The following is a 24,884-nucleotide window of genomic DNA, read 5'->3' on the forward strand; positions in this document are numbered from 1 at the left end:
TTTCTAAAGAGGAGCGAAAACAAATGGCTAACGTATATGTACTAGATCATCCACTTATTCAACACAAATTAACGTATATAAGGGATAAAAATACAGGGACTAAAGAATTTAGAGAGCTTGTTGATGAAGTCGCAACACTTATGGCTTATGAAATTACACGAAACTTACCACTTACAGAAAAAGAAATAGAAACGCCTGTACAAAAAGGAACATCACAAATTCTAGCAGGCAAAAAGCTAGGAATCGTACCAATCCTACGTGCTGGTTTAGGTATGGTAGAAGGAATTTTAAACTTGATTCCAGCTGCTAAAGTGGGGCATATTGGTCTTTATCGTGATCCAGAGACACTAATGCCTGTAGAATATTATGTGAAATTACCAAATGATGTGGCTGAACGTGATTTTATTCTTGTAGATCCGATGTTGGCAACTGGTGGTTCTGCAATTGCTGCAGTTGAATCTTTAAAAAGTCGCGGCGCTAAAAAGATAAAGTTTATGTGTTTAATTGCTGCGCCTGAGGGAGTAAAAGCGTTGACTGAAGCACATCCAGATGTAGATTTATATATTGCTGCATTGGATGAAAAGTTGAATGAAAAAGGTTATATCGTTCCTGGACTTGGTGACGCAGGTGACCGACTTTATGGAACTAAATGATTTGGAAGGCGTGAACGTTGTGAAGAAGAAATGGAAAGTAATGACGATTTTTGGTACGAGACCTGAAGCGATTAAAATGGCCCCGCTCGTAATCGAACTTGAGAAGCACCAGGAAGACATCGAATCGATTGTGACAGTTACTGCGCAGCACCGTGAAATGCTTGACCAAGTACTTTCAACATTTAATATTAAACCTGATTATGACTTGAATATTATGAAAGATCGGCAAACGCTGATTGACGTAGCAACTAGAGGACTTGAAGGGCTAGATCGTATAATGAAAGAAGCGAAGCCTGATATCGTACTAGTTCACGGTGATACTGCAACGACATTCATTGGTAGTCTTGCTGCATTTTACAATAAAATTGCGGTTGGTCATGTGGAGGCAGGACTTCGAACATGGGATAAGTATTCACCGTATCCTGAAGAAATGAATCGCCAGCTAACTGGTGTGCTTGCGGATCTTCATTTTTCACCAACTGATAAATCAGCACAAAACCTAATAGATGAAGGCAAGCCTAAGGATCGTATATATATTACAGGGAACACGGCAATCGATGCGCTTCAAACAACGGTACGAGAACAATATACACATCCTATCTTAGAGAAAATTGGTCAGGATAAACTTATTCTTCTCACTGCACATCGTCGGGAAAACCTAGGTGAACCTATGCGTAATATGTTCCGCGCAATCAATCGCTTACTTGAGAAGCACGATGATATTCAAGTGGTCTACCCGGTACATATGAATCCGATTGTACGTGAAATCGCAGATGAAATGTTCGGAATAAATGAACGTGTACACTTAATTGAACCGCTAGAAGTTGTTGATTTCCATAACTTTGCAGCAGCTTCACATATTATTTTAACTGATTCAGGCGGCATTCAAGAAGAAGCGCCTTCGCTTGGAAAACCAGTCATCGTGCTACGCGATACGACAGAACGTCCAGAAGGCATAGAAGCAGGCACATTAAAACTTGCGGGTACTGACGAAAACAAGATTTTTGAATTAACGGATGAACTCTTAACGGATGCAAAAGAATACGAGAGAATGGCATTTGCTTCAAATCCCTACGGAGATGGACATGCTTCTGAGCGTATCGTTGTCGCGTTAAAAGAGTATCTTTCTTCCTTATAATTGATTAATAACCGTTAATAGTTATCAAATTGTATAAAACTGTAAAATCATGGCCACGCTTTGCGTTAATTATAAGTAATTTCGACAAAAGTGCTCCAATTTTGTCCGATGTTTGACAATGTATCTATAAAGTGAATAATATCCTGGGAATCAATTGACATCATTTTTAGCCTAATGTATGATTACAAAGGGTAACAATGATAGCCTTTCATACATATGAAGCTTGAATTTATGACCTGTTACATGCTATTTCTATCATACTTTCACTGGGGAGTTGAATATGGATTAGTTCTTTCAATCCTAATTTAATCTAGTGATAGAGAATGCATAATAACGCTTCATCATGGCTGTGTACTCGCAGTGTCATTGTTCCAATCCTTATGGACGGCTAGACAATTCACGAAATACGAATCGGGAGAATAACGAAAATGCAGTCATTTCAGGAAATCTATAACAGGCAGAGAAGAGCTCTCTTTTTTTTGCTCGCTTTGTTCGTACTAGGTTGGGGATTCACCGACTGGAAAACTGTATTTGCAGGATTCATTCTAGGATCATTGTTTGGAATGTACAATTTCTGGATTCTCCTTCGTAGATTAGAAAGGTTTGACCGTAGTTTTACGGAAGGAAAGAAGGTAACTTCACTCGGAACAGCGATGCGTTTTGCATCAGGCGTGGCGGCAGCGGCAATTGCAATCTCACTCCCCGAGCAGTTTGACATGAGTAGTACGGTAATTGGTTTGATGATACCGTATGTCCTATTGTTAGTTGATAGGATCGTATATCACAAAAGGCATGAATAAAGCTTTTCGCAGAAAATAGCTTACAAAGCACTTTGCTTTTTCGCTAAAAGTAGCTAAGTTTTTACATCATGCTACATCAAAGTAATAAGCCTAAACCGAATTAAAGGGAGGTGAACGAAACGTGCACCATAAAAATCCGGATGTAATATGGTTTGGATTACACTTCAATCCATCAAATATCCTAATGCTTTTCGTAACATGCCTAATTGTATTTTTAATTGCATTCTTTGCAACGCGTAACATGCAAGTTAAACCTACAGGTATGCAGAACTTTATGGAATGGATTATGGATTTTGTAAAAGGAATTATCAAAAACAACATGGATTGGAAAACAGGTGGACAATTCCACATACTTGGAATCACACTTCTCATGTTCGTTGCAGTAGCAAACTTTATTGGACTACCATTCGCGGTTGTATGGGATGATTACTTATGGTGGAAATCTCCAACAGCAGATCCAACAATCACGATGACGCTCGCCGTAATGGTTGTCGCAATGACACATTACTTTGGAATTAAACTTCTTGGCGCAAAAGGCTATGCGAAGACATATATTCAACCACTTCCATTCCTAGCACCACTTAACGTCATTGAAGAATTTGCAAATACGTTGACACTCGGTCTTCGTCTTTACGGTAACATCTATGCAGGTGAGATTCTAATCGGTCTTCTTGCAACACTTGGGGGTTCTAGTATTTTCGGCTACTTCGGCGCGATACTTCCTGCTCTCGCTTGGCAAGGTTTCTCAATCTTTATTGGGGCAATCCAAGCATTTATCTTTGTTATGTTAACAATGGTTTATATGTCACACAAAGTGAGCACGGACCATTAAGTAAGCATATATTGCCTGAAAAATCGGGTGGAACAAAAAAAACACGAAAATATAGGAGGAAATATATTATGGTAGGTTCAGTTGGTTTATTAGCAGCAGCAATTGCAGTTGGTTTAGGTGCACTAGGTGCAGGTATTGGTAACGGTATGATCGTTTCAAAGACAGTTGAAGGTATTGCACGTCAACCAGAAGCACGCGGTGTTCTTCAAACAACAATGTTTATCGGGGTAGCACTAGTTGAAGCTGTTCCTATTATTGCAGTAGTTATCGCGTTTATCGCTTTGAATCAATAATTTGTTCGATACAATATAAAATGGCGAAGAGCGTAGTTTAATGTCCTTCGCCGTTCTACTATGTATATGACTATTTTTCGATAAGAAAAGTTACAAGTTTTTAACGAAATCACTTGAAGGAAGTGAAACAATCGTGTTTTTAGATAGCTTTGTCCTATTGGCTGCAGATGTAACCGATCCAGGATTTCTAGCAGGCCTGAATAAAAGACTTAACCTTGGCGACATAATCGTTACGGTCTCATTTTTCACGATTCTCATGCTACTTCTAAAGAAATTTGCATGGGGTCCGTTAATGGGTGTTATGGATCAGCGGGCAGAATTAATCGCAACTGAAATCGAACAGGCTGAAAAAAGCCGCGTAGAATCAAAGCAACTTCTTGAAGAGCAGCGTAGTCTGTTAAAAGAAGCACGCGATGATGCGAAATCAATTGTCGAAAATGCTCGTGAACAAGGAGAATCTCAACGTGAAAGCATTGTGAAAGCAGCGCGTAATGAAGTGATTCGTTTGAAAGAAGAAGCAACACTTGAGATTGCATCTGAGAAAGAAAAAGCAGTTGCAGCAGTCCGCGAAGAATTCGTATCACTCTCTGTTCTTGCAGCGTCTAAAGTTCTTGGGAAAACAGTTTCCGAAGAAGATAACCGCGCATTGATTGAAGAGACGATTGCGAAGGCAGGCGAGGCTAAATGAGCCAATCAGTTGTAGCAAAACGCTATGCAATCGCATTGTTTGACCTTGCGCAAAAGACTGGGCACATCACTGAAGTGCATGAAAACCTACATGTTGTTAAAAAGGTTTATCAAGATAATGTAGAACTTAAGCAATTGCTTGAAAACCCTAAATTGAGCAAGATAGAAAAGAAAGACCTTCTAACTAGCCTTTTCAAGGGAGCAAATCCACTTATTCTAAACACTTTGTTTGTCGTTCTTGAAAAGGACCGTATGGACGAGATTGTTAACATTGTTAACGAGTTCCATGAACTAGCAAATGATGTGTCTGGAATAGCTGATGCTCAAGTTTATTCAACAAGACCGCTTACAGAACAAGAAAGAACAGCTATTTCAACAACGTTCGCTAAAAATATTGGCAAACAGTCGTTGCGCATTGAAAATAAAATAGATGAGAGCTTACTTGGAGGCATTCGCCTGCAAATAGGAAATCGCATCTATGATAGTAGCTTAAGTGCTAAACTTGAGCGTTTAAAAAAGGAACTTATTAGTTCGTAAATCTTAAATTTGAGGGGTGACATACATGGGCATCAAAGCTGAAGAAATCAGCGTTCTCATTAAACAGCAGATTGAGAATTATCAATCTGAGATGGAAGTGAGCGAAGTTGGTACGGTTATCGCAATTGGTGACGGTATTGCACGTGCTCATGGCCTCGACAACGTCATGGCCGGAGAGCTTTTAGAATTCTCAACAGGTGTTATGGGTATGGCACAAAACTTGGAAGCGAATAACGTTGGTATCGTTATCCTTGGACCATATACAGACATCAAAGAAGGCGATGAAGTACGTCGAACAGGCCGTATTATGGAAGTACCAGTTGGACCAGAACTTATTGGCCGCGTAGTAAATCCATTGGGACAACCAGTTGATGGACTTGGACCAATCGCAACAACAAAAACACGTCCTATTGAAAGCCCAGCACAAGGGGTTATGGCACGTAAATCAGTTCACGAACCACTTCAAACGGGTATAAAAGCGATTGACGCTCTTGTTCCGATTGGCCGTGGACAACGTGAATTAATTATCGGAGACCGTCAGACAGGTAAAACAACTGTCGCAATTGACACAATCCTAAACCAAGCTGACCAAGATATGATTTGTATCTACGTAGCTATCGGACAAAAAGAATCAACAGTTCGTGGAGTAGTTGAAACACTTCGTAAAAACGGTGCACTTGACTATACAATCGTTGTAACAGCTTCGGCTTCACAACCATCTCCACTTCTATACCTAGCTCCATATACAGGAATTACTATGGCTGAAGAATTTATGTTCGACGGCAAGCATGTACTTATCGTTTATGATGATTTATCTAAACAAGCAGCAGCTTACCGTGAACTGTCATTACTACTTCGTCGTCCACCAGGTCGTGAAGCATATCCAGGAGACGTGTTCTATATACACTCACGTTTACTAGAACGTGCTGCGAAATTGAATGATACTTTAGGTGCTGGTTCAATCACTGCACTTCCATTCGTTGAAACACAAGCGGGAGATATCTCTGCTTATATTCCAACAAACGTAATTTCTATTACGGATGGTCAAATTTTCTTACAGTCTGACCTTTTCTTCGCGGGCGTTCGCCCTGCTATCAACGCAGGACTATCGGTTTCTCGTGTAGGTGGATCAGCACAAATTAAAGCAATGAAAAAAGTTGCCGGTACACTGCGTCTTGACCTTGCAGCATTCCGTGAACTTGAAGCGTTCTCTCAGTTCGGTTCTGACCTTGATGCAATTACACAAGGTAAACTAGACCGAGGCGTTCGTACAGTTGAAATTCTTAAACAAGATTTAAATAAACCAGTTAAAGTTGAGATTCAAGTAACTGTTCTTTATGCACTTACGCGCGGATACCTTGACGATATTCCTGTCAAAGATATTCTTCGTTTTGAATCTGAAATTACTAGCTGGCTTAAATCAAACCACACAAATATTTTAGAGCATATTCTTACAACGAAAGATCTTCCATCTGATGAAGACATGGCTGCAGCTCTTAATGCATTCAAAAAGACATTCGCTGTATCTGAATAATTGAGATTTTGCATTTTGCGAAATAAATCAATACGTGTCGGATTTGACAGTTACTGTCGGAACGATAAATCTAAAAATACAAAGGTGGTGAATTACCAATGGGATCATTACGCGAAATACAAAACCGCATAAAATCGACAAAAAAGACGAGCCAGATTACACGTGCCATGCAAATGGTATCAGCATCTAAACTAAATCGTGCAGAATTGAATGCTAAAGCATTTGTACCTTATATGGAGAAAATCCAAGAAGTTACAGGTGCTATAGCATCAGGTACTGCTGATGAGCATCCAATGCTTGTGAGTCGGCCAGTAAAGAAGACAGCTTACATCGTCATCACTTCTGACCGAGGACTTGCGGGTGCTTATAACAGTAACGTGCTACGTGCAGTTTCCAGCGCGATTGCAACACGTCATAAGTCAAAAGATGACGTTGTTATTTTCCCGATAGGACGCAAAGGCTTCGAATTTTTCACGAAACGCGGATTCAACATTATTGACAGTGTAGTCGGTCTAACTGATCACCCGTCATTTGCTGAAATAAAAGAAATCGCTCATAATGCTGTTGGTATGTTCACGGATAGTACGTATGATGAACTTTATCTGTACTATAGCCACTTTATTAGTGCCATCTCCCATGAAATTACGGGTCAAAAGGTGCTTCCACTTACGGACATCGCACAAGGTACAGCTACTGCTTCTTATGAATTTGAGCCATCTAGTGAAGCAATCCTAGAAGTTCTTCTTCCACAATACGCAGAAAGCCTAATCTACGGTGCGTTGCTCGATAGTAAGGCTAGTGAACATGCATTACGAATGACAGCGATGAAGAGCGCTACCGATAATGCAGGCGAATTAATTGATTCGTTAACACTTCAATTTAACCGTGCACGTCAAGCAGCAATCACACAACAGATTACAGAAATCGTTGGTGGAGTAGCAGCGTTAGAATAGGAATAAATCGTACTTTGATTTATTCGGCCCAAAAAAGTTGGCACCAAAACTTTTTCGAACTTAGGGCCAGGAAAAGTTAGCACTTAGAGCTAAGACTTTTTAGCACTTAGAGCCAAAATCGTACTTTGATTTATTCGGCCAAAATTTAAAAAGTAATTTTCTATATACAGTAAGACAGGAGGAAACAAAATGAACAAAGGACATGTTCTTCAAGTCATGGGTCCAGTTGTAGACGTTAAGTTTGACAACGGTCATTTGCCAGAAATCTATAACGCATTGACAGTTATGATTCAACGTCCAAACGCGGATGCTGAAATGTTGACGCTAGAAGTCGCACTTCATCTTGGTGACGACACAGTACGTACTATCGCAATGTCTTCAACAGACGGCCTTAAGCGTGGAGCTGAAGTAACAGACCAAGGTGCTGCAATTTCCGTACCTGTTGGTGACGTAACACTTGGTCGCGTATTTAACGTACTCGGCAATATTATCGACTTAGGTGAAGAAATTCCGGCGTCTGAACGTCGCGACCCGATTCACCGCCTAGCACCAACTTTTGAACACCTTTCAACTGAAGTACAAATCCTTGAAACGGGCATAAAAGTAGTTGACTTATTAGCTCCGTATATCAAAGGTGGTAAAATCGGTTTGTTCGGTGGAGCTGGTGTTGGTAAAACAGTTCTAATTCAAGAATTAATTAATAACATTGCTCAAGAACACGGTGGTATTTCCGTATTCGCGGGTGTTGGAGAACGTACTCGTGAAGGTAATGACCTTTTCTACGAAATGACGGATTCTGGCGTTATTAAAAATACAGCAATGGTATTTGGTCAAATGAACGAGCCACCGGGTGCACGTATGCGTGTTGCTTTGACTGGTTTGACAATGGCAGAGTATTTCCGTGACGAACAAGGCGCGGACGTTCTACTATTCATTGACAACATTTACCGTTATACACAAGCGGGTTCTGAGGTATCGGCACTATTAGGTCGTATGCCATCAGCAGTTGGTTACCAGCCAACACTTGCAACAGAAATGGGTCTTCTTCAAGAACGTATTACATCAACAAACAAAGGTTCAGTAACATCTATCCAAGCGATTTATGTACCTGCGGATGACTATACGGATCCAGCTCCTGCAACGACGTTCGCTCACCTTGATGCGACGACGAACCTTGAGCGTAAACTTTCTGAAATGGGTATTTACCCAGCAGTTGACCCACTAGCATCATCATCTCGTGCACTTAGCCCGGAAATCGTTGGCGAAGAGCATTATAATGTTGCGCGTGAAGTACAAGTAACACTTCAGCGTTACGCTGAATTACAAGATATCATTGCAATTTTAGGAATGGATGAGCTAAGCGATGAGGATAAACTTATCGTTGGACGCGCACGTCGTATCCAGTTCTTCCTATCACAAAACTTCCACGTTGCTGAACAGTTTACTGGCCAAAAGGGTTCTTATGTTCCAGTTGCTGAAACAGTAAAAGGATTTAAAGATATCCTAGAAGGAAACTATGATCACCTTCCAGAAGATGCATTCCGTTTAGTTGGACGCATTGAGGAAGTTATTGCAAAAGCTAAAGCTATGGGTGTAGAAGTCTAACATACCTCAGCAGGATTAAAATCCCGGTTAAATCAAATGAATGCCTCGGGTGATGCATAGAATTTTTTAGGAGGGCATTATGCTTTTCTAATTAAAAACTAAGTGCAATTATACCGGGGCGTATTTGATTAGATGGGACCAGGAGGGAAAAAAATGCAGACAATAAAAGTTAATATCGTCACTCCCGACGGCCCTGTTGTTGAAACTGAAGCGAATATGGTTATTGCGACTACCGAGGCTGGCGAAATGGGAATACTCCCAGGTCACATCGCGATGGTCGCACCGCTTCAAATAAGCGGGCTTCTTATTAAAAAAGATAATTCGACACAAGTTGTTGCTGTTCACGGTGGATTCATTGAAGTACGTCCTGATGTTGTTACAGTTCTTGCGCCAAGTGCAGAAACTGCAGCAACAATTGATCTTGCGCGTGCTAAAGAAGCTGCAAAACGTGCAGAAGCAGAACTTCAAACGAAACAAGAGAAATCAGATGCTACTAAATCTGAACTTGATTTGAAACGTGCCATGAACAGAATTAATGTTCACGGTGGCATTAAAAATTCTTGAAAATAATACTTAGGGCAGAGGAATAACTTCTTCTGTCCTTTTTTTTATGAAAGGAGACAGTTAAATGGAAGGTGTATTTGGATTCCAACCATTACTGGCAATTATTTCGCATATCTTTTTTATCGCTGTCGCATTTTATGCATTACAAGCAGTTATGCCAGAAAAAATTGTTCGTAAAAATCGTGTGTTTCAAGCACAAATATTATTTATTTTTTTGAGTATTCTGATTGGTTCTGCCGTATCAAATTTCTTTCTTGAGATATCCTATTGGTCAGGACGATTACCGTTTATGTTTAATTAATTCGACACATGTTATCGCTTTGTATATGGTAAGCTGTATATAAAGCGATATCATGTTAATAAATATTTAAAAAACGTATTTGGGGTTTATCTCATCGTTTTTGGGGAAATGGAAGAATAAGCATTTAGTTGCTTAAAAACATTACTCGAGTGATGTTTGGTTGTCGGTTCCAAATGACACAAAACAATGAATGTGTACATATTATAAACCACATCGTCTTTAGCCATTAATTAGGTAAAATGAAGCTTGTTTAATTAGTTTATACAAGGTACAATGATAAGAGTTTTGATTATTAAATAATACTTTAAAAAATAATGAAAAGTTTTATTATATGTATTTAAGAATTATGAGTCGGAGGGACTTTAATGGATAAAATTATTATAACGGGCGGACGTGTATTACAAGGGAATGTCCGTGTTGAGGGTGCTAAAAATGCAGTGCTACCGGTATTGGCAGCAGCTTTACTTGCATCAGATGGTATTAATATTATAAAGGATGTTCCGAATCTATCGGACGTTGGTACGATAAATGAAGTGCTGAAAAGCTTAGATGCTAAAATTGAATGGCATCCTGAAAGAAATGAAGTCATTATTGACTCAACTGGTACTCTATCAAATGAAGCACAATTTGAATATGTACGTAAGATGCGCGCGTCTATTTTGGTAATGGGTCCAATTCTTGCACGTAACGGTTACGCTCGTATTGCTCTTCCAGGTGGTTGTGCAATTGGTTCACGTCCGATAGACCAACATCTAAAAGGTTTTGAAGCGATGGGTGCTGAAATTTCTTTTGGTCATGGTCATGTTGAAGCGAAAGCTGTTAATGGTCTTAAAGGGGCTAAAATTTATCTCGACTTTCCAAGTGTTGGTGCAACAGAAAATATCATGACAGCTGCAGCCCTTGCGAAGGGTACAACGATTATTGAAAACGCAGCGAAAGAGCCAGAAATTGTCGATCTTGCTAATTTCATTAATGAAATGGGCGGTAGAGTTATTGGTGCTGGAACAGATACGATACGCATTGAGGGCGTAGTAAAATTATATGGTACTACTCATCATATTATTCCTGATCGGATTGAAACGGGCACTTTCATGGTTGCAGCAGCAATTACGGGTGGCGATGTGATCATTGAAAATGCTGTACCTGAACACAACACTGCACTTATTTCTAAAATGGGTGAAATGGGTGTACAAATTACAGAATTAGATGAAGGAATTCGTGTTCAAGCGGCTTATCCACTTAAATCAGTCGACTTAAAAACGATGCCACATCCTGGATTCCCGACAGATATGCAATCACAAATGATGGCACTTATGCTTACTGCAACTGGAACAGGTATTATAACGGAAACCGTTTTTGAAAATCGTTTTATGCATGTAGAAGAATTTAGACGCATGAATGGTACGGTTAAAATTGAAGGCAGATCTGTTATTTTAGAAGGACCATCTGATTTACAAGGAGCTGAAGTAGCGGCTACGGATTTACGTGCAGCAGCAGCGCTTATACTTGGAGGACTCGCAGCAGAAGGCGTGACGCGTGTGACAGAGTTGTCGCATTTAGATCGTGGTTATGTTGATTTCCATCTTAAGTTAGCATCTCTAGGTGCAGACATTGTTCGTATTTCACCTGAAGTTGAAGTAGAACAAACAGCTCAGCTCGTATAAAAAAATTAATAAAAAGGCTATCGAATTAACAAGGCGATGGCCTTTTTGTGTTTTTAAAATCATACATAAATTAGTGTCGCGCGCATATATTTGGATATGAGAAAATTATGGGCTATCTTGATTTTATCGATTCTTTTATTATTTTATACGCCATTTTTATTGCAAAAAGCTTCAGATATTGTCGTCAATCGAGAAGAAGATGAGGAAGTTGTAGAAGCTGAGCTTTGTCCAATTAAGATTACAGTTTCAGGTACGGACAAGTCTCTTCCACTTGAAGACTATGTGAGAGGTGTTGTGTCGGCCGAGATGCCGTCTACATTCCATGAAGAGGCGTTAAAGGCACAAGCGATTGCTGCGCGTACTTATGCACTAAGACTGACGGAGAACGGCAAAAAGCCAATTGCAGTTGATGTTTCTGCGCAAGTATTTTCAAGTGAGGAGGATCGAAAAAAGCGTTGGGGCAAAGATTTCGCTGAAAATGAGCAAAAAATTAAACTTGCGACAGAAGAGACGGCTGGGGACATCGTTTTATATGGAGATGAATTAATTTCTGCAATGTTTTTCTCTACTTCTAATGGGAAAACAGAAACAGCAAAAAATTATGGCGGTAATGATATACCATACTTGCAAAGTGTTGAGAGTCTAGGGGAAGCAGAAGTAGCGCCGTCCTATGAAGAAAATACTGAAATCTCACTTGATGTTTGGAATGCTACGCTTGGTACCAACTGGAATGCCGAAATGTTTAAAACGCTTCAACTCGTTCGGAATCCAACTGGACGTGTACAGAAAGTTGTTACAACTGGATTTGAGAAGAATGGACGTGAAATACGTGAAATCCTTGGTTTGCGATCGACTGATTTTGACATTGCTTTTGATGTAACAAATGATATTGTTCATGTGAAAACACTTGGTTATGGGCATGGTGTAGGTATGAGTCAGTATGGTGCGGAGGCATTGGCTCAGTCAGGATGGACCGCGAATAAAATCATTCAACACTATTATACTGGAACAACAATAAAAAAATTAACAATTAATGAGCCTGAATGTTTAAAAACTCCTTAACTTGCTAAGAATAGCAATTGAGGTGATGATTATGAGAGAAGAAAAACCGAAATCTCCTTCTCAAATTAAGAAGAATGGTCCACAGAAGAAAAATTGGTTTTGGCCTGTTATCTATTCTAGTATTGCAATTGTATTCGTTGGCCTGATTTGGGGGTATAGCGCCTTTGTAAATGAAGGAACCCCAGGTCTACAAGACACTGCGTCGAAAGATAAAGAAGGCGGTGGTGAGCTTATTGTCGAGACGAACGCTCAAAAGGAGGCGCTCAAATACCCTTTTTCTGAAACCCTCCTAGATAATGTAGCGATCATACAAGAATACTATGATATGGAAGCAGACGAAGAGATGCGTGAAAATGCATTGCTTGTGTTTAATCAGACGTATATAACGAATACTGGTCTATCGATTTCGATAGATGGTGAACCTTTCGAAGTTGTCGCATCCATGAGTGGCGTCGTTGAAGAAGTTATAACAGATGTCTTCCAAGGTGATGAAATTGTTTTAACTCACGCTGACGGCATGCAAACTGTTTATAGTTCTGTAACAGGAATAGTTGTGAAAAAAGGCGATGAAGTTTCACAAGGAGATACACTAGCAACTGCTTCATCTAACGAATGGAATCCAACCGCAGGTACTCATTTACATTTTGAGGTACTGCAAGACGGCGAACCGATTAACCCACGATCTTCTTTGGCATTTTAACTGAATTCAGTTAAGCCCCTCCGGCAGATGTCATAGATTTTTAAGGGGACTTTTGGAAAGAGCCCGAAAAAACATTTTGAGGCGTAATTCATTATGAATGCACCAAGCCACTCTGATTTAATTCAGAGTGGCTATTTTTTTAATTAAGGCATTGTTATTTAATAGAGTTAATTCAACAAAAGCTAAGCAAGCCTTGTCGCAACCGCGCATAACGTCCGAAACCATTGCATATAGTTAATGAAGTTACGGCTATCTGACATGAAAGGAAGAGGGCGTGCACGAGCAAATACGTAGGCGATGCGTGCGTCTCGGTAAGTTGCTGCTAGAAACTGAAGTTACGGTAAGAGCGCTGGCAAAAGCGACAGGTTACTCAAAGAGTACTGTTCATAAAGACTTAACTGAGCGTTTGCCAATCGTTGATGCAGCTTTGTCAGAAGATGTTGCAAAGATACTTGCTTACCATAAATCAGTAAGACATTTACGAGGCGGCGAGGCGACGAGAATCAAATGGATAAGGAAGACTGCAAAGTTAGAGGGTTCATTAAGTGAAAGAGCGGAGCCATGATTTCATGAGCACGCTCTTTTTAATGCTGAATTATTGTGAAAATAGCTCCAGAGTATGTTCAATCGCATTGAACTATGGTAAAATTGTGAACTAAGAGCGTGTAAACTGCTAGAAAATTGGCCAATGAAAAGTTGGAAGGGGAAACGGGCGCAATGTTTGCTAAAGATATTGGAATTGACCTCGGCACGGCGAATGTCCTAATCCATGTAAAAGGAAAAGGGATTGTTCTAAACGAACCGTCTGTTGTTGCGATTGAGAAACAAAGTAATAAAGTCCTTGCAGTTGGAGAAGAAGCATGGAAAATGGTTGGTAGAACACCAGGGAATATTATTGCAATTAGACCTCTAAAAGATGGTGTCATCGCAGATTTTGATGTGACAGAAGCTATGCTAAGTCACTTTATAGATAAATTAGGTGTTAAAGGTTTTTTCTCGAAGCCGCGTATTTTAATTTGCTGTCCAACTAATATCACAAGTGTTGAACAAAAGGCAATTAGACAAGCAGCAGAGAAAGCTGGAGGCAAGAAAGTATACTTAGAAGAAGAACCAAAAGTAGCTGCAATTGGTGCTGGTATGGATATTTTTCAGCCAAGTGGAAATATGATTATTGATATCGGTGGTGGAACAACGGATGTAGCAGTTCTATCTATGGGCGATATTGTAACTTCTCAATCAGTAACCGTTGCGGGGAACACATTTGACAATGATATTATGCAATACATAAAGAGCAAGTATAAATTATTTATTGGTGAACGTACGGCAGAAGAAATTAAGTTTAATGTTGGGACTGTTTTTTCTAGAGAACGTAAAGAACAAATGGATATTCGTGGTCGTGATATGGTTTCTGGATTACCACGTACAGTCACTGTTTATTCAGATGAAATAGGCGGCGCTTTGAAAGAGTCAGTCCAAATGATTGTTCAAGCAGCTAAAAATGTCCTAGAAAACACGCCTCCGGAGCTTTCAGCGGATATTATTGATCGTGGCATATTCCTTACGGGTGGTGGGGCACTCATCCACGGCATTGACCAATTACTAGCCGAGGAATTAAAAGTACCTGTCTTTATTTCTGATGATCCACTTAGGTGCGTTGCAATAGGCACTGGTATTTTATTAGATCGAATAGGTAAAGAGAAAGTTTACTCATAATAGAAAGATAAAATAATAAGGAGGTGGGTGCATGTTTCGCGGATTTCAAACAGTTGCATCTGGAATGATTGCTCAACAACGTAGAACAGAAATGCTGACGAATAATATGGCAAATGCGAATACGCCTGGTTTTAAAGCCGAGCAATCAACGATTCGTTCTTTTCCAGAAATGTATATCTCGAGTCTAGAATCTACACGGATTCCGACTAAGGATGGTTTCTCATTAAACGGTTTTTCTCCAGTTGGTCCTTTGTCGACAGGTGTTTATATGCAAGAGACTTTGCCATTGTTTATGCAAGGTCAATTGTTGGAGACGGAGTTGACGACGGACGTTGCGCTAGTAGATGGTAGATTGCCGGTAGATGCTGAAACAGGTACACAAGGCGCGATATTCTTCACGCTTGAAAACGAGGACGGCACCCAGCTTTATACAAAGAATGGAAACTTTTCACTTGATGGCGCTGGATTCCTAACCAATCCTTCGGGGCATTATGTTCTCGATACGAATGGTAACCGAATTTCACTTCAAAATGATGATTTTCAAGTAACTGATGATGGCGTCGTTATGCAGGGGGATAATGCGGTAGCAACACTCGGTATTTCATTTTCGGCGCGTCCTGACACGCTAATGAAAACAGGTAATGGTTTATTTTCTACAGAAAATGGCCAAAACCTTGCCGCTGCAAATGAAACCGCTGGCGTTAGTTATTCGACTAAACAAGGGTATCTTGAAGGTTCAAATGTCGACTCTGCACAAACGATGACCGACATGCTAACGGCTTACCGTGCCTTCGAAGCCAATCAAAAAATACTACAAGCATACGACCGTAGCATGGAAAAAGCAGTAAACGAAATAGGACGAGTGAATTAAGAAAAGCGGAAGCGCCTGATCTGCAACGACAAGCGCTGGAAGGGCTGTAGCAAAAGGCGTCCTTTGCCTTTAGCTCAGACCTGAAGCGACTCGAGTTGCAAGGCGCAGCAGCTGGACAATAAGAAAAGCGGAAGCGCCTGATCTGCAACGACAAGCGCAGCAGCTAGAAACTAAGGAAATTAAGCACAATAAGGAGACGAAATGGATGCTACGGACGATGACTACAGCAACAAATACGATGAGTCAACTTCAAAACAAGCTAGACATAATTGGTAATAATCTTGCCAACTCATCAACACACGGATTTAAAGCCAGTGAAGCGAGTTTCCAGGAGTTGCTCTATCAGCAATTCAATAACGATAAGTCCGACGTAGCACCACGTCAGTCACCACAAGGCATTCGTTACGGCTCTGGTGCAATGATTGGACAAGCGAAAATGAACTGGAAAGTGGGTTCTATTCAGGAGACAAATCGTTCACTAGACTTTACATTAACAACACCAAAACAATACTTTAGCGTGATCATGCCTAATGAAGGTGGTGCTGAACAAACGGCTTATACGCGTCAAGGTGCATTCTATGTCTCACCAGTTGCGAATCAACAAGTAATGCTCGTAAACGGCGATGGCTATCCTGTGGCGGACGCCAATGGTTCACCAATCACTTTTTCTGATAACGTAAAAGATTATACTGTCGGAGCAAATGGTACACTTGAAATTAAGTATAATAATGGCACAGTTGAAAATGTACAGCTAGGTGTAGCATCTGTTGACCGACCTGATTTAATGACGCATATTTCTGGCACATACATAGGGCTACCGGAAAATATTGGGCAACTCGGCATTGCGCCAACAGCTGTTCTAACAAATCTACAAGGTGCGAATAGAAATAATATTACGTTGCAAAATAATGCACTAGAAGCATCAAACGTCAATTATCAAAAAGAAATGACGGATCTTATCTCAGTGCAGCGCTCTTATCAGTTTAACGCGCGCGCTGTAACACTTGCAGATCAGATGCTTGGGTTGATTAACGGAATTCGATAAAGTCCACTAATAATAGGCTTGGAGTCTGGACAAGTAGGGAGTATCAAAGTCATGAGTGAGGAAAAATTAACTCGTTCAAAAAAATCAATAAAAATAGAGTCACCTGCGGAAGTGCTAAAACTTGATGAAAAGGAAACTGAGACAGTTGTACCTAAAAAGACTTTATGGGTGCAAATGCGAATACTTCCTATTTATGTCCGCGTTCTACTTATTATATTACTTCTTGCGGGCGTTACAATTATCGGTTTACGAATCGGCTATGGAATAATTGGAGATGGCGATCCAAGTGATGTATTAAAAAAAGAAACATGGACGCATATTGTTGACATTATAAGTGGAAAAGAATAACTTCGACAGTAATGAAAGTAAAGGAGAATGGGCATGCTAACAATAGAAGAAATTAAAGCAATTTTACCACACCGCTATCCGTTTCTTTTGGTGGACAGAATTCTTGAACTTGAAAAAGGAAAAAAGGCTGTTGGACTAAAAAACGTAACGATAAATGAAGAATTTTTCAATGGTCACTTTCCTGGCTACGCAGTGATGCCTGGTGTTCTCATAGTCGAGGCACTTGCTCAAGTCGGTGCAGTCGCTTTATTAGAAAGTGAAGGCAATAAAGGTCGAATTGGCTTCTTTGCTGGAATTGATAATTGTCGTTTTAAAAAACAAGTCGTACCAGGCGATACATTGCGTTTGGAAGTTGAAATCACAAGAATGCGCGGCACGATAGCGAAAGCGAAAGCAGTTGCAACTGTTGACGGAGAGATTGCTTGTGAAACTGAAATTACATTAGCACTCGGTCCTGTTAGTCCAGAAAAGTCCTAAGTATCCCGATTAATTTGCACTATGGTGAAAAATTAGGTAAAATGTGGAATTATGTGTTGTATGCGCTTATAATAGGCACACAACAACAGTAGGAGGTTCCGAATAGTATGTACAATAACCTTTCTCCAAACCTGAAAATAAGTATTACTAGGTCAATCACACAAACCTTCGAGCAATATATGAGCGATATTGCATGGAGTGAAGATAAGTTTAGAATTGAAGATTTTATTTCAAGCTGGCAAAAATATATTACAACAAAAGCACTTTGGTATTCGGAAATTCCGGATGAAGTAAAAACTGAAGTGGAATTTCATGAGGAACTTGCTGCGCGAATTAATGATATCATTGCTCGGATTTTACAAGATCCACCTAATGATAATCAAATCGCGAACATTCAAATGATGCAAGAAAAGTTGAATACTCATTATGAGTATGACTGTAAAGCAGAAGCTGCATACGTCGAACGTTTATTAAAATCACTTGAAAATAATAACAAAAATTAAATGCGGATAATTCCCCCTTTCTAGAACAACCTACAAAGTATCATGCAGACATGTGTGATAGACGGCTTGTGGAAAGGAGGGAATTTTTTCATGCTGAAAAAAACGATACCGCTTTTTCTGATGTCGGGACTTATACTTGGCGCTTGTGGAACGAATAACGAAGTTCCAAGCAAAAATGAGACACCGATGAATAACCTGGAAGACCGCGATAAGGACTGGACGCCCAACGTTCGTGATGAGCGCCAAGGCGGAATGGATATAGACGGTCTCGACAATAATACTGATGGAACAGGCACTGGTGTAAATGATGGCGTTATCAAAGATGATTCGATGAATAACGGAGTCGACAACAATACACCGAACGGAACAATGAACAATAACGATTCTAACTCGAACATGGACGGAACAAATAACAATAACGCTCCGAACTCGAAGATGAATGGAACAAATAACCGCTAACCGCAAGCCGCGAAAAAAGCCGCCCCTTTTTTAAAATGGGAGCGGCTTTTTATTATTCGATTTATTTATAATCTTTTTTTAAACGTGGACGTGCAATCATATCCGATTCAAATCGTTTTAGTAAATCATCCCCGCTTAACCCTTCACCGAGCAATTCCTCAAGAAGCTGTTCGGCATATTGCGTACGTGCTCTCTTCAAACGGCCTTTCATGAGCACTGAAATATTTTCTCCAATTTGCTTAACTTTTGTGATATCAACAAGAAAAGAGGCAGGTTCATTTTCAGGATATGAAATGACAACTTTGGCTTCAAGTAACTCCTCGATTTTCATCCGTTCTTCGAAAAACGCTATATGCTTTTTATCGATGAACATCTCAAGTATCCACATATGATGACTGTTTTCTTGGTTAATAATAATACCATCCGTTAATGGGAAATCGATAAATTGTCCGTCGTCAATAATTCCAACAGATAACATTTTAAAGGTTTTCAAAGTGATACCCCCATAAATTAATTTCCTTGAGTATAACACATAGTACTCGAATTAAAGACAAAAACATGTATGTACTAAACCCGAGTTATTGCTAGCTAGATAAAAAGTAGTGAATGTAGCTGCGGCATCGTTTGTCTAAATATTGCGTTTAATTAACTAGTTTTAATAAATGAATTTGGGATTAAAAAGTGCAAGAGAACTTAAAAATGGCCTTTTGCTTAAATGTTGAAACAAATTGTAAGATGAAGTCAATCCAAAAAGAAAGGAGGAAAACCATTGAATCAAGTAGCGCTTGTGGGACGTATTACGAAAGATCCAATCCTGCGAGAATTGGCAAGGGAGCGATTACAATCAAGCTTTGTGATTGCAATCAACCGTAATTTTAAAAACTTGAAAGGAGAAGTAGAAGCAGATTTCATACTCTGTACGCTGTGGGGGAAATTGGCGGAAAATACCGCGAAACATTGTGGTAAAGGCTCGTTAATTGCTGTAAGTGGTCGAATTCAATCTAGAACCTATGAACGCCAGGATGGAAGCCGGGTATATGTAACCGAAGTAATCGGGGAAGAAGTCCGTTTTATTTCAACGAAACGCCGTTCAGATGATAATCTTTATGGCGGCGCAACAGTAAGTGGTGAAAGAATAGCGGAAACGAATGTAGAAAACGAGCATTTTCATCTCCCGAAAACCGAAACGAATGAACTACCGATTATGTGAAGAGTTAGGAACGAAATCTGGGCCAGATGGGGATCGGCTCAAAGTTATGTTAAGGAATAATGGGAATAATACTTATATCCAGCATAGGAACTGGATAGCTAATTATCTTGATGAAAACCCGCGATTGATTCCTGGAATGGAGACTGCTTCTATTCGCAGGTTTCATGATTGCGGAATAGCAATGAGAAAGGAAGTGAAAACATGAGTAGTCTTGAAAAGGAAGTCCTACGATTAGAATTACAAGTGGTCGAATTAATTAGAATGGTTGCGAATTTAAATGGACGACTAACAACTATAGAAGATTTAGGGCAAAAAGAAATAAGGTTTAAACTTTACCCACATAAGCGAAAAATGTCTTTATGAAGCGTTGCAGACGCCTAGTCGTAAAAAAACCCCAGAGAATGAAAGCTCTGAGGTTGATACTTTATAGTCTAAATGACAGTAAATCATCAAGTTCTGTTTCGGATAATTCAGTAAGCCACTGACTTGATTGGATTAAATCTGCAGATAATGTCGCTTTTTCAACGAGCATTTTATCAATTTTTTCTTCTATAGTGCCAATCGTTACAAACTTATGAACGTGAACGAACTTTGTTTGTCCAATTCGGTATGCACGGTCTGTCGCTTGGTTTTCAACAGCTGGATTCCACCATCGATCGGCATGTAGTACATGGTTTGCGGCCGTTAAGTTTAAGCCTGTACCTCCAGCTCTTAAAGACAATATGAACACAGGGAATTCTCCAGCTTCAAAGGACTCTACAAGACGATCTCTTTGTCCTTTAGGCATGCTACCTGTCAGAAACGGTGCATTAATATTATGCAGTTCAGAGAGGCAGTGCTGAATAAGTTTACCCATGCCGATATACTGTGTGAAAATAATACATTGCTCATTATTTTCAACGATATTTGCAGACATAGATACAATACTGCGTAACTTTTCCGAACGCGATATCATCTCACTTGCAGGTCGGTTAGGTTCTTTTAAGAAAAGCGCTGGATGATTACATAGCTGCTTCAAGCGGCTAAGCATCGTTAAAATAAGACCTTTCTTTTCAAAGCCTGTTAATGTTCCTAATTTGAACTTTGTTTCATCAAGAAAACTTTCATACAAAGCGGCTTGTTCAGTTGTTAGTGGACAATATTCATTTTGTTCAAGTTTTTTCGGTAAATTAAGCAATAGATCAGGATCACTTTTCGTACGGCGTAAAAGAAATGGCCTAATTTTAGCACGAAGTTTTTGTTTGTCTCTTTCAGAATCATCACGCTCTATAGGGATGATAAAGTTATCTGTAAACGCTTTGAAATTTCCAAAATAACCTTTATGAATAAAATCAAAAATTGCCCATAACTCGGACAAACGATTTTCGATTGGTGTTCCTGTTAAAGCGATATGATGTTGACCATTGAGTTTACGGATGGCACGTGACTGTTTCGTTTGCATATTTTTAATGTTTTGCGCCTCATCCAATGTGATGCTAGTAAATTCAGTTTCTAACAGCATTTCACCGTCTTGAGTTGCGGTCCCGTAAGTCGTTAAAATGACATTTGGTCGCGTTTCAGTAAGAAGATGTATAAATTCCTCATCCTTCACTCTTGTTGGTCCATAGTGTGTATAAACATTAAGTGAGGGTGCGAACCGTTCAATTTCTTTTTGCCAATTACCTAAAACGCTTGTTGGACAAATAATTAAAGAGGGTACAGTCGTGTCTTTTCTAGCGTGAACATGTAGTAAATAGGTAATGAGTTGTACCGTTTTTCCAAGTCCCATATCGTCAGCAAGAACAGCCCCGAAATTGTTATCGCGCATGAAAACAAGCCAATCGTATCCTTCTTCTTGATACGGACGAAGCTCTGCTTTTAGTTGATTAGAAATGCCGGCTGATGGAAGCCCTTTCTTCTCAGATAACAGTTCCACATAACTTTGAAGTGTCTTTTGCATCGTAAACTCGAAAAGGGGATCGTCATCTTCCTCATCTTCGTTTGTCAGGGGAACGATTTCTTCAGGTAGTTCTTGGAATAAGAGATCCTTCACAGTCCACTCACCTGCGTCTGCTTGATCAATTAATGTTTTAATCTTTTTTAACCAAAGTGGGTCAATATGAAACCATTCATCACCCGACCGAATATATTCGCGGTTTTCATCAACAAGTTTCCTGAATGCTTCTTTATCGATTTGATTTCCAGCGAGCGAGAAGTTCCAATCAAATGAGAGTACCTCATCAAGTCCGGTCGCTGAGTTATAGGATTGCACACCCGCATTTGTACGGATACGCATTTTGGATTCAGTAATTGACTTTAACCAAGCTGGTAGAATAACTGAAAAGCCGAATGACTGTAATAGTGGTAAGTCTTCTTGGATAAAAATACGTACTTGTGCGTCTTGCATAGGAAAAAATAGAAAGCTTTCGTCTTGAACAATATCGACTGAAGTTAGGAAAGAAGTCATTTCAGATTGTTTTTCGACAATATCTGCTGCGTATTCTTTCCACCGTGCAGGAAGTGATTCGGCTGCTGGTTCAGTACGCTTTTTAATCGCAGGCGTCCAGTGTGTTCCGCGCTCCCCGATGACGACTGTTTCCAGTAGCCAATCAGCACTTTCATCGCCTTCAGGTTCAGTAAGACGTAATGCGACGCGCACTGGAAGTAAAGATGTTGAATCGCCTGGCCAGCCATATTTCCGCAAATGCGGTAGTAAGGTTGGAAGCTGGTCAGGTCGTATTGTAGAATCAGCTAACTTACCATGCACAGCAGATTGAATGATTTGTGCCACATCTTCAGTAATATTAAATTCACTTGTATCAAATTTAATGCCAAATTCATCGACATCGGCATAGTTCCATAATTCAGGATCTCGCCAAGCGCTAGCTGCCTCGCGAATGATGACAAGTTGTGCATCATCTTCAGCTGTTAACCCTTTAAAATTAACGTATGGGTGGTTTTCTGGAAATGAATGCAGTAGCTGGTCAGTCCGAAGTGTTAAATCTTCAGTATTCGTTTGGATAGTTAGGCCATAAAAGTTTTGTTCATCGTTAAAGAAAAGATACGTAACAAGTTCATCTGGACTGATCAGGAGGCCGGTTTCATCAAAGGCGCTTACGGAGAAAGTGTTCTCCTCCATTCGTTCAAGTTTAATTCGAAGAGGGCGTTCCAATGTGAATGTTCCGTTCATAAGTATAAATTTCCTTTCTCCATTTCTTCCATAAGTGCACGGAGACGGCGATTTTTTTCGCGCACTGTATCTAAGTAACGATTCCAGAAGTCATGTTTGCCACTCTTTTTGGCACCTGATTTCATTTTCTTAAATAAATTCACAGCGCGTCGGTAGCTTTGTCGACTACGCTCGTTAATAAACTTCGTTGCATAAAGATGAAGAAGGGGAAGCACTGCCGCAGGGTCATTCGCTAATGCGATTTTAAGACCGCCTGCTTCGGCTACATCGTATGAGACGCCGTATCTATGCATTAATGCTGCCCACTCAGTAAAGCGCTCACGTTCCACGAGGAAGTCCGCATAGACGTCGACACCCGTTTCACCATAATAGGAAAACATTTCTTCTCGTTGTTTCTCAGGAAAGTCCGCTGCATCCAAAAAACCATCGATTTTTCGAACGAAAGTTGACCGTTGGGAGATAGGAACAATATTTTTTAAGTAATCACCAATGAAAGGAAGAAGTGCCTCCATAACAATGGCTAGTGATTCTATTTCATTTTCACGTTCAGCAATATAGGCGAGCGGTAACCAATGTGCGAAATTTTCTTCATCCACATTTGTTGCAAGTTTGGCGAGTTCCGTCTCGTTCTTTTGTAGAATATGAAAAAAGGCGACTAAAATAGAGGCAATTGGTATCTCTTCTTTTTCAAGTCTGTCTCGTTCTGTATTTTGTAATGCTTGATTTGTGAAAAGGTACTGCCAAAAGATTTGGAATACATGGAAACGCTCTTCGAAAAGTCCGGTCTTTTCAAGGGTGAAAAGGCGTGCCATTCCTTTCAATTCTTCATAAAAAGGATCCGTCTCGAAAAGTCTTGGCTTCGATGCGATTGATTTAACGCTGCTTTTTAAATCACCAAGTTGTTCGGTTAACCAGTTTTTAATGTACCACTTCCCGTAGGAAAAGTTTGTTCCAGCTCCAGTCAAATGGAATGCGACATAAGGCCAAGCAGCCTCGAGTGCATGCCAGCGAAAATAAACATCGAAAAGTGGTTTCCATTCCCATTCAAAAGGGATTAACGGTTTTGCATTTTGTTCAATAATTGAAAATTTATGAATAAAAACAGCCGGATTTTCCATGAATGCAACGGTTCGAATAGGATTCATTAGACGTGAAAGCACATCGTTCCATGCTTGAGGTGTACGGTCTGAAATTTTAAAAGTCATTTGGTCAATCTCTGTTCTTCTCCATTCATGGAGCCAGTCTGTTAGAGAATGGAATTGTAAGTACATGTGAAAAACGACTGCGACAGCGTGTACGCACCACCCAGATTCATTGCATGTGCAACGAATACCCAGTTGATTAAAAGAGAGTACAACTTGCGCAGTTTCGTCTGCATTAAATTTTACAGTGACAGTTTCATTAGACGTATCATATTTATAGGAATCAATTGCTCCACTTCGCACAAGTGTCACTGCTTGTTGAATCATTTCAGCTTCATCGGGTGTGCTCGGTCGTAGCGAGTGTTTGATTTCATTCATATAATCAATTAGTTCACTTTCGTGCAAATTGGAAACACGTTCTACAGTCATGTGCATCAGGCCACTCTCCTCAAAAAAGCATTCCTCCTAGTATAACGTGTGTTACGTGGTTTCGTAAATAACTTTGATTATTAAGTTTCGATCTGTCGTTGAAGAAAAAATATAAGACGGATAAAAAGGTCTAAATACATTCACAATTCAGTATATTGTGTGATAGAATGATAGTAATAATAATCTTCAAATTGA

28 protein-coding genes are annotated in these 24,884 nt (G+C 39.9%); 25 read left to right on the forward strand and 3 right to left on the reverse strand.

The window, feature by feature from the left end:
* The first annotated feature begins 23 nt into the window (after window positions 1-23).
* The 23 genes from upp (at window position 24) to AC3RV6_RS02345 (ending at window position 18,739) form a co-directional block, all read left to right on the forward strand.
* Entirely contained in the window at window positions 24-653 is a 630-nt protein-coding gene (gene upp, locus AC3RV6_RS02235) for a uracil phosphoribosyltransferase (RefSeq protein WP_489747851.1), read from the forward strand.
* Window positions 640-1,791 (forward strand): non-hydrolyzing UDP-N-acetylglucosamine 2-epimerase, encoded by a 1,152-nt coding sequence (wecB, locus tag AC3RV6_RS02240; protein WP_489747852.1) that lies wholly within the window; start codon window positions 640-642, stop codon window positions 1,789-1,791. The genes upp and wecB overlap by 14 nt, the downstream gene beginning before the upstream one ends.
* Before the next feature lie 428 nt (window positions 1,792-2,219).
* Window positions 2,220-2,591 carry an ATP synthase subunit I gene (locus AC3RV6_RS02245; protein WP_489747853.1) on the forward strand — a complete coding sequence of 124 codons (372 nt, stop codon included), beginning with the start codon at window positions 2,220-2,222 and terminating at the stop codon, window positions 2,589-2,591.
* Window positions 2,592-2,712: 121 nt separating this feature from the next.
* The gene (atpB, locus tag AC3RV6_RS02250) at window positions 2,713-3,423 is read left to right on the forward strand and encodes a F0F1 ATP synthase subunit A (RefSeq protein ID WP_489747854.1); all 711 of its coding nucleotides are present in this window, start codon (window positions 2,713-2,715) and stop codon (window positions 3,421-3,423) included.
* A gap of 68 nt (window positions 3,424-3,491) precedes the next feature.
* The gene (gene atpE, locus AC3RV6_RS02255; RefSeq protein ID WP_489747855.1) at window positions 3,492-3,716 is read left to right on the forward strand and encodes a F0F1 ATP synthase subunit C; all 225 of its coding nucleotides are present in this window, start codon (window positions 3,492-3,494) and stop codon (window positions 3,714-3,716) included.
* 133 nt (window positions 3,717-3,849) lie between these two features.
* Window positions 3,850-4,404, forward strand: a complete 555-nt coding sequence (gene atpF, locus AC3RV6_RS02260; RefSeq protein ID WP_489747856.1) for a F0F1 ATP synthase subunit B — start codon at window positions 3,850-3,852, stop codon at window positions 4,402-4,404.
* The gene (locus AC3RV6_RS02265) at window positions 4,401-4,940 is read left to right on the forward strand and encodes a F0F1 ATP synthase subunit delta (protein ID WP_489747857.1); all 540 of its coding nucleotides are present in this window, start codon (window positions 4,401-4,403) and stop codon (window positions 4,938-4,940) included. The genes atpF and AC3RV6_RS02265 overlap by 4 nt, the downstream gene beginning before the upstream one ends.
* A 25-nt stretch (window positions 4,941-4,965) precedes the next feature.
* Window positions 4,966-6,474, forward strand: coding sequence for a F0F1 ATP synthase subunit alpha (gene atpA, locus AC3RV6_RS02270; RefSeq protein ID WP_489747858.1), 1,509 nt, complete (start codon window positions 4,966-4,968; stop codon window positions 6,472-6,474).
* 98 nt (window positions 6,475-6,572) lie between these two features.
* Window positions 6,573-7,427 (forward strand): ATP synthase F1 subunit gamma, encoded by an 855-nt coding sequence (gene atpG / locus AC3RV6_RS02275; protein ID WP_489747859.1) that lies wholly within the window; start codon window positions 6,573-6,575, stop codon window positions 7,425-7,427.
* A 189-nt stretch (window positions 7,428-7,616) separates the two neighbouring features.
* Complete coding sequence (gene atpD / locus AC3RV6_RS02280; protein ID WP_489747860.1) at window positions 7,617-9,032, forward strand: F0F1 ATP synthase subunit beta; 1,416 nt, start codon at window positions 7,617-7,619, stop codon at window positions 9,030-9,032.
* A gap of 153 nt (window positions 9,033-9,185) precedes the next feature.
* Window positions 9,186-9,596 carry a F0F1 ATP synthase subunit epsilon gene (locus AC3RV6_RS02285; protein ID WP_489747861.1) on the forward strand — a complete coding sequence of 137 codons (411 nt, stop codon included), beginning with the start codon at window positions 9,186-9,188 and terminating at the stop codon, window positions 9,594-9,596.
* A gap of 64 nt (window positions 9,597-9,660) precedes the next feature.
* Window positions 9,661-9,897 carry a DUF1146 family protein gene (locus AC3RV6_RS02290; protein WP_489747862.1) on the forward strand — a complete coding sequence of 79 codons (237 nt, stop codon included), beginning with the start codon at window positions 9,661-9,663 and terminating at the stop codon, window positions 9,895-9,897.
* A gap of 365 nt (window positions 9,898-10,262) precedes the next feature.
* Window positions 10,263-11,561 (forward strand): UDP-N-acetylglucosamine 1-carboxyvinyltransferase, encoded by a 1,299-nt coding sequence (murA, locus tag AC3RV6_RS02295; protein ID WP_489747863.1) that lies wholly within the window; start codon window positions 10,263-10,265, stop codon window positions 11,559-11,561.
* Window positions 11,562-11,657: 96 nt separating this feature from the next.
* Entirely contained in the window at window positions 11,658-12,623 is a 966-nt protein-coding gene (spoIID, locus tag AC3RV6_RS02300) for a stage II sporulation protein D (RefSeq protein ID WP_489747864.1), read from the forward strand.
* Between the two features lie 31 nt (window positions 12,624-12,654).
* Window positions 12,655-13,323 (forward strand): peptidoglycan DD-metalloendopeptidase family protein, encoded by a 669-nt coding sequence (locus AC3RV6_RS02305; RefSeq protein ID WP_489747865.1) that lies wholly within the window; start codon window positions 12,655-12,657, stop codon window positions 13,321-13,323.
* Between the two features lie 274 nt (window positions 13,324-13,597).
* Window positions 13,598-13,888: a sporulation transcriptional regulator SpoIIID gene (locus AC3RV6_RS02310; protein WP_489747866.1), complete on the forward strand. Its 291-nt coding sequence runs from the start codon at window positions 13,598-13,600 to the stop codon at window positions 13,886-13,888.
* A gap of 152 nt (window positions 13,889-14,040) precedes the next feature.
* A complete protein-coding gene (locus AC3RV6_RS02315; RefSeq protein WP_489747867.1) occupies window positions 14,041-15,036 on the forward strand; it encodes a rod shape-determining protein in 996 nt (331 codons plus the stop codon).
* Between the two features lie 31 nt (window positions 15,037-15,067).
* Window positions 15,068-15,907 (forward strand): flagellar hook-basal body protein, encoded by an 840-nt coding sequence (locus AC3RV6_RS02320; protein ID WP_489747868.1) that lies wholly within the window; start codon window positions 15,068-15,070, stop codon window positions 15,905-15,907.
* A 205-nt stretch (window positions 15,908-16,112) separates the two neighbouring features.
* Complete coding sequence (locus AC3RV6_RS02325) at window positions 16,113-16,952, forward strand: flagellar hook-basal body protein (protein WP_489747869.1); 840 nt, start codon at window positions 16,113-16,115, stop codon at window positions 16,950-16,952.
* A 51-nt stretch (window positions 16,953-17,003) separates the two neighbouring features.
* Complete coding sequence (locus AC3RV6_RS02330; RefSeq protein WP_489747870.1) at window positions 17,004-17,300, forward strand: DNA-directed RNA polymerase subunit beta; 297 nt, start codon at window positions 17,004-17,006, stop codon at window positions 17,298-17,300.
* A 33-nt stretch (window positions 17,301-17,333) separates the two neighbouring features.
* Window positions 17,334-17,777, forward strand: coding sequence for a 3-hydroxyacyl-ACP dehydratase FabZ (gene fabZ / locus AC3RV6_RS02335; RefSeq protein ID WP_489747871.1), 444 nt, complete (start codon window positions 17,334-17,336; stop codon window positions 17,775-17,777).
* A gap of 107 nt (window positions 17,778-17,884) precedes the next feature.
* On the forward strand, window positions 17,885-18,280 hold the full coding sequence (locus tag AC3RV6_RS02340) for a hypothetical protein (RefSeq protein ID WP_489747872.1): 396 nt from the start codon (window positions 17,885-17,887) through the stop codon (window positions 18,278-18,280).
* Window positions 18,281-18,370: 90 nt separating this feature from the next.
* A complete protein-coding gene (locus AC3RV6_RS02345; protein WP_489747873.1) occupies window positions 18,371-18,739 on the forward strand; it encodes a hypothetical protein in 369 nt (122 codons plus the stop codon).
* A 61-nt stretch (window positions 18,740-18,800) separates the two neighbouring features.
* Here AC3RV6_RS02345 and AC3RV6_RS02350 read toward each other — a convergent pair whose 3' ends face one another.
* Entirely contained in the window at window positions 18,801-19,232 is a 432-nt protein-coding gene (locus tag AC3RV6_RS02350) for a YwpF family protein (protein WP_489747874.1), read from the reverse strand.
* 276 nt (window positions 19,233-19,508) lie between these two features.
* On the opposite strand from AC3RV6_RS02350, the gene AC3RV6_RS02355 reads away from it, so the two are divergent.
* The gene (locus AC3RV6_RS02355; protein WP_489747875.1) at window positions 19,509-19,949 is read left to right on the forward strand and encodes a single-stranded DNA-binding protein; all 441 of its coding nucleotides are present in this window, start codon (window positions 19,509-19,511) and stop codon (window positions 19,947-19,949) included.
* A gap of 201 nt (window positions 19,950-20,150) precedes the next feature.
* Entirely contained in the window at window positions 20,151-20,312 is a 162-nt protein-coding gene (locus AC3RV6_RS02360) for a hypothetical protein (RefSeq protein WP_489747876.1), read from the forward strand.
* Window positions 20,313-20,373: 61 nt separating this feature from the next.
* Here AC3RV6_RS02360 and AC3RV6_RS02365 read toward each other — a convergent pair whose 3' ends face one another.
* Together AC3RV6_RS02365 and AC3RV6_RS02370 are read right to left on the reverse strand one after the other, a co-directional pair.
* Complete coding sequence (locus tag AC3RV6_RS02365; RefSeq protein ID WP_489747877.1) at window positions 20,374-23,118, reverse strand: DEAD/DEAH box helicase; 2,745 nt, start codon at window positions 23,116-23,118, stop codon at window positions 20,374-20,376.
* Entirely contained in the window at window positions 23,115-24,695 is a 1,581-nt protein-coding gene (locus tag AC3RV6_RS02370) for a hypothetical protein (protein ID WP_489747878.1), read from the reverse strand. Before AC3RV6_RS02370 ends, AC3RV6_RS02365 begins: the two co-directional genes overlap by 4 nt.
* Window positions 24,696-24,884 lie beyond the last annotated feature (189 nt).

The sequence above is a fragment of the Sporosarcina sp. So3-204 genome (assembly GCF_058068165.1).